14 protein-coding genes and 2 pseudogenes are annotated in these 12,687 nt (G+C 74.1%); 10 read left to right on the top strand and 6 right to left on the bottom strand.

All coding sequences use genetic code 11. The features are described from left to right. Nucleotides 1-42: 42 nt before the first annotated feature. Nucleotides 43-324, top strand: a pseudogene (locus tag IF73_RS42655) (methyltransferase domain-containing protein); the annotation flags it as partial. A 185-nt stretch (nt 325-509) separates the two neighbouring features. Then, nucleotides 510-914 carry a type II toxin-antitoxin system PemK/MazF family toxin gene (locus IF73_RS0132015; protein WP_031014010.1) on the top strand — a complete coding sequence of 135 codons (405 nt, stop codon included), beginning with the start codon at nt 510-512 and terminating at the stop codon, nt 912-914. Between the two features lie 59 nt (nt 915-973). Here IF73_RS0132015 and IF73_RS0132010 read toward each other — a convergent pair whose 3' ends face one another. Next, on the bottom strand, nt 974-1,363 hold the full coding sequence (locus IF73_RS0132010; protein ID WP_031014009.1) for a hypothetical protein: 390 nt from the start codon (nt 1,361-1,363) through the stop codon (nt 974-976). A gap of 372 nt (nt 1,364-1,735) precedes the next feature. Here IF73_RS0132010 and IF73_RS42340 point away from each other — a divergent pair. From IF73_RS42340 to fabG, 6 genes and pseudogenes are all read left to right on the top strand, one after another. Beyond that, nucleotides 1,736-1,938, top strand: a pseudogene (locus tag IF73_RS42340) (AzlD domain-containing protein); the annotation flags it as partial. Nucleotides 1,939-2,141: 203 nt separating this feature from the next. Then, nucleotides 2,142-2,456, top strand: coding sequence for a DUF6247 family protein (locus tag IF73_RS0132000; RefSeq protein ID WP_031014007.1), 315 nt, complete (start codon nt 2,142-2,144; stop codon nt 2,454-2,456). Continuing rightward, nucleotides 2,453-2,716: a hypothetical protein gene (locus IF73_RS0131995; protein ID WP_031014006.1), complete on the top strand. Its 264-nt coding sequence runs from the start codon at nt 2,453-2,455 to the stop codon at nt 2,714-2,716. Before IF73_RS0132000 ends, IF73_RS0131995 begins: the two co-directional genes overlap by 4 nt. Nucleotides 2,717-2,741: 25 nt before the next feature. After that, nucleotides 2,742-3,707 (top strand): nitrilase-related carbon-nitrogen hydrolase, encoded by a 966-nt coding sequence (locus IF73_RS0131990; RefSeq protein ID WP_031014005.1) that lies wholly within the window; start codon nt 2,742-2,744, stop codon nt 3,705-3,707. 100 nt (nt 3,708-3,807) lie between these two features. Continuing rightward, entirely contained in the window at nt 3,808-4,893 is a 1,086-nt protein-coding gene (locus IF73_RS0131985; protein ID WP_031014004.1) for a hypothetical protein, read from the top strand. A gap of 109 nt (nt 4,894-5,002) precedes the next feature. Beyond that, entirely contained in the window at nt 5,003-5,809 is an 807-nt protein-coding gene (gene fabG / locus IF73_RS0131980) for a 3-oxoacyl-ACP reductase FabG (protein ID WP_031014003.1), read from the top strand. A 10-nt stretch (nt 5,810-5,819) separates the two neighbouring features. On the opposite strand, the gene IF73_RS38930 is transcribed toward fabG, so the two are convergent. Together IF73_RS38930 and IF73_RS41650 are read right to left on the bottom strand one after the other, a co-directional pair. Continuing rightward, complete coding sequence (locus IF73_RS38930; RefSeq protein ID WP_078868367.1) at nt 5,820-6,995, bottom strand: serine/threonine-protein kinase; 1,176 nt, start codon at nt 6,993-6,995, stop codon at nt 5,820-5,822. Nucleotides 6,996-7,030: 35 nt separating this feature from the next. Then, a complete protein-coding gene (locus IF73_RS41650) occupies nt 7,031-7,483 on the bottom strand; it encodes a hypothetical protein (protein ID WP_199806755.1) in 453 nt (150 codons plus the stop codon). A gap of 97 nt (nt 7,484-7,580) precedes the next feature. On the opposite strand from IF73_RS41650, the gene IF73_RS0131965 reads away from it, so the two are divergent. Then, on the top strand, nt 7,581-8,141 hold the full coding sequence (locus IF73_RS0131965) for a helix-turn-helix domain-containing protein (RefSeq protein WP_031014000.1): 561 nt from the start codon (nt 7,581-7,583) through the stop codon (nt 8,139-8,141). 57 nt (nt 8,142-8,198) lie between these two features. After that, nucleotides 8,199-9,044 carry an MBL fold metallo-hydrolase gene (locus IF73_RS0131960; protein WP_051717520.1) on the top strand — a complete coding sequence of 282 codons (846 nt, stop codon included), beginning with the start codon at nt 8,199-8,201 and terminating at the stop codon, nt 9,042-9,044. 20 nt (nt 9,045-9,064) lie between these two features. Here the strand turns inward: IF73_RS0131960 and IF73_RS0131955 are convergent, their stop codons facing one another. The 3 genes from IF73_RS0131955 to IF73_RS0131945 all read right to left on the bottom strand — a co-directional run. Continuing rightward, nucleotides 9,065-10,054 (bottom strand): TolB family protein, encoded by a 990-nt coding sequence (locus IF73_RS0131955; RefSeq protein WP_031013998.1) that lies wholly within the window; start codon nt 10,052-10,054, stop codon nt 9,065-9,067. Nucleotides 10,055-10,056: 2 nt separating this feature from the next. Continuing rightward, complete coding sequence (locus IF73_RS0131950) at nt 10,057-11,352, bottom strand: MFS transporter (protein ID WP_031013997.1); 1,296 nt, start codon at nt 11,350-11,352, stop codon at nt 10,057-10,059. Beyond that, nucleotides 11,352-12,687, bottom strand: a 1,336-nt coding sequence (locus IF73_RS0131945) for a discoidin domain-containing protein (RefSeq protein ID WP_051717519.1), incomplete at its 5' end; no start/stop codon positions are given. The genes IF73_RS0131950 and IF73_RS0131945, both read right to left, overlap by 1 nt.

Below are 12,687 nucleotides of genomic sequence, written 5' to 3'. Positions count from 1 at the left end.
GAGCGGCGGCACGCGGAGGTTTCGGAGCGGTAGTCTCGCGCCATGCGGGACTCCTCTGTGGCGCGGTGGTACGACGTACCGGCCGACGACCACCACCTGATCCACGCGGACCGGGACGCGAACGTCTGCCGTCGGGGACGGGCCCTGGACGCTCTCATCGGTCAGGAGCGGGCGGTCGTACTCGACTGCTGCTGCGGCATCGGTACGCGGCCCGTCGGCCTGGCGCTGCGCGGCCACCGCGTCACCGGCACCGACCTCAGCCCCCGCGCCGCCGCCCGAGCGGCCCGCGAGGCTGCCCGGCGCGGCGTGGAACCGCGTACAGCAGCGGCTGACATGCGCCGCTTCCCCTTCGCGGACGCCCCGTTCGACGCGGTCGTCTGTGCCGCTCCCACCGCCCCTCGTGGCCCGCGCCGGTCGGTCAGCACTCCAGCCGCGGCCGCATCCCTTTCGCATCCCACGCGGGCACACAGCGTTCGCCCGCGGACTCGTGCCAGGAGGACGGAGGACACATGCGACGCGGTGAGGTCTGGTGGGTCGACTTCGACGAGCGGCGCCCGGTCGTGCTGCTCTCGGACGAGGAGTCATCCGGGTACCAGGCGATGCAGGTCGTCGCGCCGGCGGGCGTCGACATGGGCGGCCTGGGCATGGAAGTGTCCGTAGGAGCCCTGGAAGGACTGCCCTTCGAAGGCGTGTTGCGGTTCGCGTTCGCGCGTCCAGGTCTCACTCCGTGCACCTGGCTGACCACCGTGACCCGGGACGACCTGGTCGAGCGGGCGGGCGTGTTGTCCTCCGCGAAGCTCAGCGAGGTGGGGGAAGCCCTCCGTGCCGCTGGTGAGGGGCGGGAGTGGACACCGATGACGGCCGCCAGGATCCGCGAGCTCAGAGAGGCCCGCCGTCCCGGAGGGCTCGAGTAGCGGGCGCCTGTGCCGCCACCGCACCCCAGCAGACAAGATCACGTTCTATGGCTGACATGTCAGGCGTCAGGGTCGACCTCGGGGTGCGTGAACCGCACGGGTTTGCTCAGCGACCGGGCGTAGGCGATTTCGGCCCGGGTGCTGTCTCCGATGTAGTCGCCGACCACGAGCACCTCATCAGCGAGCCGGATCTTCGCCCGGTGCAGATCGTCGAGTCGCACCTTCAGCGCCTCGGCCTCGACGGGATCGGACCAGAGTTCGTGCGGCGACTTCAGGTCACAGCCCGGTTTGACGACGATCTTTCCGGCTTCGGTCTCCCGCACGTCGGCCTCGGCCATGTCGGTCATGAAGCGGGTGGAGCCGCAGATCACGACGATACGCGGGAGGCTCAGCCGCTTCTTCGCGTCGGCGAGCCGCTCCTCGGGGGTGAGCGGTTGCGGGAATGACACTGCTTCCTCCTGGTGGAGACGAGAACGAGGCACCCGCGGCCGACCGGTCCTCAGGGCGGACGGTGGTACGGGAACGCCTCGGTAGGATCCCGCGGGAGATCGCCGCGCGCCACCGCGTCGCGCCCGCCCGTACGCCCGTCCAGCCGGCGCACACGCTCGTCTGCTCCGGCCGTACGCCTTGCCTGCATTCAGCCGACAGACTTTGGTGAGGAACGCCTCGCAGGCGTCGTAGTCGGCGACACCGTGCTCGCCCTCGACGCCGTACGCCAATCCGCGCGGCGGCCCGGCCACCCGCTGCTCGCCCTGTTCACCGCCGGTCTGCTGGCCCGGCACCGGATGACCGCCAGGAGGCGGGGCCAGGGCGGCGAACGGCAGTACCTGAACACGCGCATGCCCGCCGGCGTGATGATCATCCTGCTCGTCACTGCCTGCGCGACCTGCCGGTCACCGAGGTCCGGGCCGCCGCGGCGCTCGCCGTCACCGCCGGCCTGCACCTGTGGCGGCGCAACGCCCTCCTCGGCGTCCTCGGCGGCACCGCCGTCCACGTCCTGAGGACCAGCGCGCTCTGCGGCTGACACTTCGGACGCAGCGACGCGCACCGCTACGCGGCCGCCGCGGCGGCGGTCCGGACGCCGGGCTCGCGGCACGGGTCAGCCCGTCCCACCCGGCACCTCCGCCCCAACTACCCCCGAACGAAGGGTTTTCCCACCTTGCCCGTCCCCGCCACCCCCACCCCGCGCGTACAGTATCGAGACCACGTCCCCCGCCGGAGGTGCCGATGAGCGCGGAGCCCGACCACACCCCTTCCACGACCTCCACGCCCCTCGCGCCCGCGCCCGGCGCACCGGCCGAGCTCCTCGCGCGGCTCCGTTCCAGCGCCCGTGCGGAGCGGTGGGTGGTGGCGTTCGAGCGGGAGTGGACGGCGGCGCTGGAGGAGTCCCGGCGGACGTTCTCCCTCGCCGGGCTGTACGCGGTCGTCCAGGACTGGCAGGGACGCGTCGCCCACGCGTCGGCGGTCGACGCGTTCATCACCTCCGGCTACGACGACAGCGACGCCATCGACATGGCGGAACTGCGAGGAAGGCGCCGGTGACCGGCGCCCCGTACGCGGTCCGTCTCTCCTCGACGGCGGCCAAGGTGCTCGACACCCTGCCCGATCACGTGGAGGACACCGTCTGGGACGTCCTGGACGCGGCGGCGACCGACCCGTGGGGCTTCCGCCAGTGGCACGCCGACGACCCCGAGGGCCACGACGTCCGCTTCGCCTCCGTGGGCCAGTTGTCCCTCACGTACTGGGTGAACAGACCCCTGCACCACCTGACCGTCCTCAACATCGTCTGGCTCGGCTCCTGACAGCCCGTTCGTCTAGCGTCGGAGCATGACCTCCACCGCCCGTACGCCATCCCCCGAGTCCCGCCGGACCGTGACCGTCGCCGTCGTTCAGGCGGCCGCCCCGCTCTTCGACACCGCTGGCGCGGTGGCCCGGGCCGAGGAGCTCCTCCGCGAGGCCGCCGCCGCGGGAGCGGAGGTGGTCGTGTTGCCGGAGGCGTTCGTCGGGGGCTACCCGAAGGGGCTGGACTTCGGGATCACCGTGGGCAGTCGGACCCCCGCCGGCCGCGAGCTGTTCCGGCGGTATCACGCCGCCGCCGTCGAGGTCCCGGGGCCCGAGACCGAGACGTTGGCGGCCGTCACCCGGGAGCTCGGCGTGCACGCCGTCGTCGGGGCGGTCGAGCGGCGGGGCGGGACGCTGTACTGCGTCGCGCTCTTCTTCGGCCCCGACGGTTACCTGGGCCTGCACCGGAAGCTCATGCCCACCGCCGCCGAGCGGTATCTCTGGGGGCAGGGCGACGGCTCCACGCTCCCCGTCGTCGACACCGGCACGGCCCGCCTCGGCGCGGCGATCTGCTGGGAGAACTACATGCCGCTCCTGCGCACCGCGATGTACGCCAAGGGCGTCGACCTGTGGTGCGCGCCGACCGTCGACGACCGCGACGCCTGGCAGGCCACCATGCGGCACATCGCCCTGGAGGGCCGCTGCTTCGTCCTCAGCGCCTGCCAGTACCTGCGGCGCGACGGGCTGCCGGCCGAACTCCACCCCGTGCAGGGCGACGAGCCCGACACCGTACTGATCGGCGGCGGCTCCGTCATCGTCTCCCCGCTCGGCGAGGTCCTCGCCGGGCCGCTGCGGGACGGCGAGGGGATCCTGACCGCCGAGCTCGACCTCGACGACCTCGCCCGCGCCCGCTTCGACCTCGACACCACCGGCCACTACGCCCGCCCCGACGTCTTCACCCTCCACGTCGACGAGACGCCCCGCACCACCGTCACCGGCACCGGCACCTGACCTCCGGAGACGGAGCGGTTCGCTCCTCTGTGCGATCATGCGAGGGCCTTGCGGAGGGCCTCGCGGAGGGCCGGAGGCACGCAGACCAGGGGGTACAGCCGTGAGTGGCCAGCGCGACGGGTCGTCGCCGCCGGACGAGGTGTGGGAGGAGTTCCTGCGTGCGTCGGCCGACGGCGCCGGGACCGCGCCGAGGGAACCCTCCGCGCGCGCCCGCGAGGCGGCGGCCGGGCTGCGCGCGGAACCAGCGGAGCCGACGCTGTGGCGTGGGCCCACGTCCGCGTCCGTGCGGCCCCGGCGACGGAAGGGCTGGTACGTGGCGGGCTTCGCGGCCGCGGTGGCCCTGCTGGTCGTGGCGGTGGACCCGGGCGGCGTCGTCGGCTGGTCCGACGACCGGGGTACGGGTGCTCCGCTCGCGCAGGAGACGGCGAGGCCGGAGCAGGCGCCGCCCGCCGACCCCGACGGGCGGGCCACGCTCGCCGAGCCGTTCCGCGGCTCGCCGGCGGCGCGTTGGGCGAGCGGCACCGCCGGCATCACGGTGCCCGCCGCGAAGGCCACCGGCTGGATGACGAAGCCGGAGGTCGAGCGGGCGCTCGCGCGGACCCGCGACTTCCTCGCCGCGTCCGGCCTGGAACCCGCCGTGCTGCGCGGCGGACGCCCGGACAAGGCGATCGCCCTGATGAACCCGCACCAGAAGGACGTCACGACCTTCGTCACCACCGCCCTCAGCGCCCCGGGCGAGGACCACGACCCGCTGATGCTCTTCAGCCGCTTCGACCCGGCCCAGGCCCGCCTGGTCGGCGACGAGGTCAGGACGAGGGGCCGGCTCACCTACCGGGAGGGCGAGCGGGGAGCCGTCGAGGTGACCGCCGACGTCACGTACGTGTACCCGACCGCCCCGGCCGGCGGCGGCGACGAGGTCGTGCGGGTCGTCGTGCGACGGGAGACGGTGGTGAGCTGGGACGATCCGTCGAAGGTCGCCACCGAGGCGGGAACCTTCACGCTCCTGTCCTACAAGCTCCACATGACCAACGGCGGGTGCGGCGCTCCCACCGGCTACTTCCGCCCCGAGTTCGGCGGGGGATCACCGGCGGCCGGCCCGGACGGCAGCAGGACGGTCGATCCGTACGACCGCTCGGCCCCCTTGGGCAAGGGTCACAGCGGCTGCGGCACCGCTACGCGGTCGTAGTCCGTCGTGGTCCGTCGTCCTTCGTTCAGGTGAGCCGGGGGCGGGCCGGGTGCCGCCTCGGCTACGGTGAGTGATCGCGACCGCCGACGCACGACGAGGTGAACGAGTCATGATCCGCACCACCCCCTGGCACGAGCGGTCCGTCGTCGTGACGGGCGGAACCCGCGGCATCGGGCGGGGGATCGCCGAGCTGTTCGCCCGCCGTGGCGCGGCCGTCGTGCTCACGGGCCGGGACGAGGCGACGGCCCGTGAGGTCGCCGCGGAACTCGTCCGGTCCACCGGCGGACGGGTCACCGGGCTCGGCCTGGACGTGCGTGACGCGGGCGACGTCGAAGCGGTGGCGGCCGAAGCGGAACGACGGCACGGTCACCTCGACGTCCTCTGCGCGAACGCCGGGATCTTCCCGGAGAAGCCGTTGCGCGAGATGACCGCGGCGGACGTCGACGAGGTCCTGGCCGTCAACCTGCGCGGTTCCATCCTCGCCGTCCGGGCCTGCCTGCCCGCGATGGAGCGCGCCGGCCGCGGCCGCGTCGTCCTGACGTCCTCCATCACCGGCCCCACCACCGGCTACACCGGCTGGTCCCACTACGGGGCGAGCAAGGCGGGGCAGCTCGGTTTCCTGCGCGGAGCGGCCCTGGAGCTGGCGCCGCTGGGCATCACCGTGAACGCCGTCCTCCCCGGGAACATCCGCACGGAGGGGCTGACCGCGCTGGGCGAGGAGTACGCGCACAGGATGGCGGCCTCGATCCCGCTGGGCAGGATCGGCGAGACCGCCGACGTCGCGCACGCCGTCGCCTTCCTGGCCTCCGACGAGGCGGCGTTCATCACCGGCCAGACCCTCACCGTGGACGGCGGACAGACCGTCCCGGAATCCCTCGACGCGCTCAGCCCGACGGGAGTCCCGACCGCCGGGTGACGGCGGGTTCTCAAGGGGCGGGCCGCCACTCGTACGTGCGGGTGCCGGCGACGTGGGTGCACAGGAGGGCGTAGCCCTCGGGGCTGAAGCCGACGGAGAGGGCCTCCTCCGGTGCGCACGGGGTGAAGGGGGTGGGGCCGTCGGGGTCCGGCAGGCCCCGGGCGGCGTCGCTGGGGACGGGGGTCGGTGACGGAGTGGGGGCGTCGCCGTCGCCGTTCCCAGTAGTCAGAGTCAGAGTCAGAGTCAGAGTCAGAGTCAGGGCAGCGGCCATGGCGAGCCCGGCGGCCCCGGCCGCCGCCGGCATCCGCCATCCGGGCGGGCGGCGCCCGGTCGGGGCCGTCGTCGTGGTGTCCGGTGCGTCCGTGGACCGGACGGGGACGGGGGCGTCGGGGAACTGGTCGGGGACGGTGAAGGGGTCGTCCGCCCAGATCACGGGCCAGCGTTCCGGGCCCAGCGCCTGCCTCGCCCGCGTGAGGGCGTCGCGGGCCGCCGCCGCGGTCGGGCGGGCCTCCGGGAGGACGGCGGTCATCGCGGTGACGAGTGCGGCGGGGGCGCCCAGGTCGCGGAGGACCAGGCCCGCCGCGTACACGTCCTGCGCGGGTGAACTCGGGCCGCCCGCGCGGACTTCCGGCGCGAGGTAGTCGGCCGTTCCCGTCACGAAGCCGGGCGAGGTGAGCTGGAGGTGCGGCAGGACGCGGGCGACGCCGAAGTCGCCCAGGTACGCGTGCGGGCGGCCCTCGCCCGTCGCGGCGAGCAGGACGTTCGACGGCTTCACGTCGCGGTGCACGAGGCCGGAGGCGTGCACCGCCGTCAGGGCGTCGAGAAGCTGTTCCGCGATCAACAGGGCGACCGGGGGAGGGAGTTCTCCGTAGTCCGCCAGCAGGCCGGCCAGGGTGCCGCCGCGGACGAGCGGCAGCACCAGCCACGCCTCGTCGGCGCGGACGAACCAGTCGAGCGGGGTGAGCACATGCGGGTGCCCGATCCGGACGGACTGCTCGCAGACCAGCCTGAGGAGCGACTCGACCCCGGCGTCTCCCGACACCTTGACGGCCACTTCCCCGGCCCCGGAACCCCGCGATCCCCCTGCTGCCCGCGCGTCGACCGCCCGCCAGACCGTCCCCTGCGCCCCGCGCGCGATCGGCGCGACGAGCCGGTAGCGGTCGGCGAGCATCCCCCCTGCCTCCATGCGCCGCAGCGTACTCCGGCGCGGGAGGCGGCTGTTCAGGAGGAGACGGTGACCACGAGGGTGGTGCCGGTACCGGCGACCGAGACGGCGTCCGTGCCCTTGGTGGCGGTGACCGTGCCGGCGATCTCCACGACGGTGTAGCCCTTGCCCTCCAGGGCCTTGCGGTACGAGTCCAGGGCCGACGCCTGGTCGTCGACGGTGTAGGTCAGCACGTAGGCGCCCTTCCCGCCGGTGACCGAGGTCAGCCGGCCGGTCGGCAGCGGCAGCCCCTCCGGCAGGTCCTGCGGGAGCGAGGTGTCTCCGGCGGGCGCCTCCGACGCCGGCGCCTCCGTGGTCGGCGCGTCCGAGGCGGGGTTCTCGGGGGCGGTCGTGGCCGGGGGCTTGGCTGCGTCGTCCTTGGAGTCGGAACCGTCGCCTCCGCAGGCGGTGAGTCCGAGGCCCATGACGAGCGTGGCGGCGATGACCGAAGAGGTGCGCTTCCAGGGCATGGTGACGACCAATCAGCTAGAGGTGTCCTTCGGTCGAGAGGTTGACATATGAAAACTCCCTTTGACAAGTGTCAATCGACCCTCCTAGCGTGTCGGGATGGACCAGACCACGACAGCCCGCAATCTGGAACTCCAGCGTCAGTGGTACGGCGCCCCCCTCGGGGAGCTCTGCCGGGACCTGTGCGCCCTGTTCGGAGTGACCCAGTCCGGTCTCGCGGAGGTCATCGGGATCTCGCCCGCCATGCTCAGCCTCGTGATGCGCGGCCAGCGCGCCCGGATCGCCAACCCCGACGCCGCGGCCCGGCTCTCCGCCGCGCTCCACCTCGCCCACGAGGTCCGCGCCGGCTCCGTACCCCCCGACGCCGTGGCGGACCGGCTCGCCGAGGTGCGGGCCAGCCGCACCCCCGGCCAGGACTCCCTGGGCGCCTCCGTGCCGACGGCCCTGCCCGCCGGAGGCGGCGGACACACCCCCGAAGCCGACCTCCGGTTCGTCCGGAGACTGCGCGAACTCCTCACCTCGACCACGGGCGCCGTCGACCTCCTGGACGCCGCCGACCTCCTCGCGACCCGCCACCCCGGCCTCGCCGAGATCCTGCGCACCTGCGGAGCCGGACGTACGGACGAGGCGGTGGCCCTCGTGCGCCGCCTGACCGGCTGACGGCAAGCCGACCGCGCCGGTGGTCGAGGCGCGCCCGGCGGTGGCAGTATCGGGGCCATGATCCCCTCCCTCAAGGTCGGCCCGTACACCGTCATCGCGCTCGCCGACGGCGAGGGGCCCTTCTTCTCCGCCCGGTCGGAGGCGTTCCCCGACGCCACGAGCGAACAGTGGGCGGCGGCCGACCGGTTCGACCCCGGTGCGCTCGACACCGACGGGCGCTGGTGGCTCCGGTTCCGCGCGTTCGCCATCCGCGGCGACCGGGGCGTGACGCTCGTCGACGCGGGCATCGGCCCGGCCGACGGCCCGGCGGCCTCCTGGGCGCCCGTGCCCGGGGCGCTCCCGGCCTCACTGGCCGCCGCGGGCATCGAACCGTCCGACGTGGACACCGTGGTCCTCACCCACCTCCACACCGATCACGTGGGCTGGGCCGTCGTCGGAGGCGAGCAGGCGCGGCCGTTCTTCCCGAACGCCGAGTACCTGCTGCAGCAGGCGGAGTTCGACGCGATCGAGGCGGTCAACCCGCAGTTGCGGTCCAGCCTGATCGACCCGCTCCGGGGGACCGGTCAACTCCGGCTGCTCAAGGGCGAGACGCCGCTGCGCGGAGGCGAGCGGGTGCTCGCCACGCCCGGTCACACGCCGGGGCACCAGAGTGTGCTCGTCGAGGCCGGGCGCGAACGCGTCGCGGTGACCGGCGACGTGCTCGTCCACGCCATCCAACTGCTCCACCCCGACCTCGCCTACGCGCACGAGATGGACCCGGCCCGGGCGAGGGCATCAAGGGAACAGCTCCTGCTCCACGGCCGGTCCGCGGACACCCTCCACCTCGCCACCCCGCACCTGACCGAGCCGTTCGTCGACGGCCGGCCCGGCACGGAGGCGGTACGGAACGGCGTCCCCAGGTAGGGACCGTCGCCCGGCGGGGTTCAGCCCGCGAGCGTCGGGGACGAGGCATCCGGGGCGAGCCGGCGGGGCGTGCCCGCGCCGTCGGCCGGGACCGACCAGATGCCGCCGCCGTAGCCGTAGGCGAGGGTCCTGGTGTCCGTCCACAGGGCCTGGTCGTCGATGCCGCGCCGCTCGGCGACCGGGTGCTCGCGGCCGGTGGCCAGGTCGTACACGTACAGCCGCCACGGCTCGCGCGGGCCGTCCGAGACGCGCTTCTTGAAGGCGAGCCGGGTGCCGTCGGGGGAGAGGGACGGGCACTCGACGTTCTCGCGCAGGGTCCGGGCGGACCAGGAGGCCATGTCGCCCTCGACGAGGTGGGTGCGGCCGTTCGTGGACACCGTGGCGTAGAAGCGGTTGTCGTCCGCCGCGAAGCTGACGCCCCAGTAGTTGACGTCGGGCGCGTGGTAGCGGCGTCCGCCGAGGGTCAGCGGGATCTGTTCGATGTTCTTCACCAGGTAGCCGGTGCGCAGGTCGAGGACGGAGGTGCGGGTGGAGAAGGAGGAGCGGGCGTACGAGTCGCCCGTCGCGAACATCGTCCAGGCGAGCATGGACCCCGACGCCGAGACGCGGGCCCGGCTGGGGATGCCCGGCAGGCTCATGCGGCGGACCTCGCGCAGCCCGCGGTCGAGCACGATGACGTACGAGCGGGCCGGGACGCCGGGGCGGCGCCGGAGGCAGAGCGCGGTGCCCCCGGCCGCGTGGAAGCGGTCGCAGGCGGGGCCGCCCGCCACCCGTCCGCCGGGCGCGGAGGGATCCACGCGGGCGACGCGCCCCGTCGCGGTGTCCCGCGCGTACAGCGTGCCGCCGCCCGCGGCGAGGGTGAAGCCGGAGTCGGCGGTGCCGGCGGCCGCGGCGTCGCGGCCCGAGGCCGCCCGCAGGGTGTAGGCGGTGGCGCCGCCGCCGAGCAGCAGGAGCGCGAGCACGATGATCCAGACGCGGGTACGGGTGGAGGCACCGGTCAGGGCGGGCATGGTCAGTCGGTCCTCTCGGAGGGCTCGGCGGCGCTCGGCCCGGCGGGGGCCGCGACGCCCCGGGGGAGCAGGCGGGCGGAGCAGCAGACGGCGACGGCGAGTGCGACGAGGGCGGCGGCGAGCGCGGTCTCCGGGCCGGTCGCCGTCCACAGGGCGCCGAACGCGACCGCCGCGCCGAGCCGGGCGAGCGCCTGCGCGGTCTGGACGAGCGCGAGCCCGCCGGCCTGCCGCCCCTCGGTCAGGTAGGGGCCGGTGAGGGCCATGAGGACGCCGTCGGTGGCGGCGTAGAACAGACCGAGCAGGGCCAGGACGCCGAGCAGGACGACCATGTCCGGCAGCGGCGTCAGCAGCAGCCCGTACGCGAGGAACAGGGCCCCGTGCCCGTACAGCAGGGGGCGGCGGTGCCCCAGGCGGTCGGCGAGCCGGCCGGCCGGGACGGCGAGGAGCAGGAAGACGGCGGCGGCGCCCAGCGGCAGGAAGGGGAACCAGGTGGCGTCGAAGGAGAGCCGGCGCTGGAGCAGCAGGTAGAGGAAGGAGTCGCCGATGGTGGCCGCGCCGAGGAGCGCGGCACACACGACGATCCGCCGGTAGCCGGGCGAGCGCAGCCCGGCCAGGAGCCCGCCCCGCGCGCGCCGCGCCCGCCGACCGTCCGGCGCGCCGACGGCGGGGGCACCCCCTCGGCCGGGCACGAACAGCAGCCACAGCACCACCCCGAACGCCCCCACGCAGAAGCTGACCGCGAAGACGGCGTCGTACGCGTCCGCCGTCGCCCACAGCAGTGCGAAGGCCGCCAGCGGCCCGAGCAGGGCCCCCGTGGTGTCCATGGCCCGGTGCGTGCCGAAGGAGCGGCCCAGGTCCTCGGGCGGACTGTGCAGGGTGATGAGCGCGTCGCGCGGGGCGGTGCGCACGCCCTTGCCGAGCCGGTCGGCGCCGATGGCACCGGCGATCCAGCCGGTCGCCCCGCCCGCGAGGAGCAGCCCGAGCCGGGAGAGGGCGGACAGGGCATAGCCGAGGCCGCCGACCGTCTTGTGCCGGCCGCCGCGGTCGGCGGTGGCGCCGCCCAGGAGCCGTACGAGGGCGGTCGCGCCGGTCGACAGGCCGTCGAGCAGCCCGAACTGGAGGGGGGAGAGGCCGAGTCCGAGGACCAGGTACAGCGGCAGGACGGCGGTCACCATCTCGGAGGAGACGTCGGTGACGAGGCTGACCGTGCCGAGCGCGAGGACGGTGCCGGGGACGCGCCGCCGGACCCCCGAGGGGGCGGGCGGCGCGTCCGGGCGACCGGTGGTCGCGACGTACATCAGTGGCAGGAGTAGGTCGGGGCGGAGTCTTTGACCTGGTCGTCGGTGCCGACGTACTGCCAGGTGAAGGTGGTGTCGGTGAGGTCGAGCTTCAGGACGCCGTACGTGCCGCTGATCCGCTTCTGGCTGTTGGGCTGGACGGTCTCGATGTCGTACGGCTCCGCGCCGCCCATGCCGCCGACGATCTCGACCATGCCGTCGGCGGTGGCCCGCCCGTCGGGGTCCTGCGGGGCGAAGCGCTCGTAGTGGTGGTCGTGGCCGTTGAGGACGAGGTCGGCCTTGGCGGCGTACAGGATCCTCCAGACGGGCCGGGAGACCGGGTCGTTGCCGTGGCCGCCGGAGGAGTACAGCGGGTGGTGGAAGTAGGCGGCGACGCAACCCTTGGTGTTGCGGGCGAGGTCGTCCTTGAGCCACTGGATCTGCGCGGGGTCGTCGAAGGAGTTGGAGTCGAGGGCGACGAAGTGCCAGTTGCCCTGGTCGTAGCTGTAGTACGGCTTGCCCTGCGGATAGGCGACGGCGCCGAAGTACGCCTTGTAGCCGGCGAGCGGACCGGCCGGGTCGTAGGTCTCGTGGTTGCCGGGCACGGGCCGGGTCTTCGCCTTGAAGACGCCCCAGGTCTTGTCGTAGTAGGCGCGGAAGTCGGAGAGCAGGGCGTCGTCGTACTGGTTGTCGCCCATGGTCAGGTAGAAGGACGGCGCGATCCGCTGCGCGAGCGCCGCGGTCCTGGGGTGGGCGCAGGAGCTGCTGGAGGCGGTGCACTGGGCGGCGATGTCGCCGGCCGCGACGACCGTGAACGCGCCGCCGGGCGGGGGCGTGGTCGAGGAGGTGCCGTAGACCTCCACCGTGTAGAGGGAGTAGCCGTACGGGGTGCCGCGGACGGTCCCGTACACGCGCAGGTAGCGGCCCGTCCCGGTCAGCCCGGTCCAGTCGTCCGTGCCGCCGTTCCCGGCGGTCTCGGTGGCGAGGCGGGTCCAGGTCGTGCCGTCGGACGAGATCTCGACGCGGTACTCCTTCGCGTAGGCGACCTCCCAGACGAGCTTGACGCGGGAGACGGTCGCCGAGGGGCCGAGGTCGACGCGGAGCCACTGCGGGTCGATGCCTTCGGCACTGGCCCAGCGGGTGGTGGAGTTGCCGTCGAACGCCTTCTCCGGCCCGAAGGTGCTGTCCTCGACGGACGACGAGGTGGCCGGACGGCCCTGCGAGATCAGCGAGTCGGCGACGACGCCGGCGCCGGCCCGGTCGGGGAGACCGAGGGCGAGCCCGCCGACGAGCAGCAGGACGAGGGCGAGGAGGAGGGAGAGCGAGGTGGTGGACGTGGGGGAGGAGGAGGTGGGG

It is taken from the genome of Streptomyces sp. NRRL F-5727, assembly GCF_000719555.1.
GTDB lineage: Bacteria > Actinomycetota > Actinomycetes > Streptomycetales > Streptomycetaceae > Streptomyces.
Note: the sequence above shows the minus strand (reverse complement) of the source record. Positions and strands in the feature narration are given on the sequence as shown.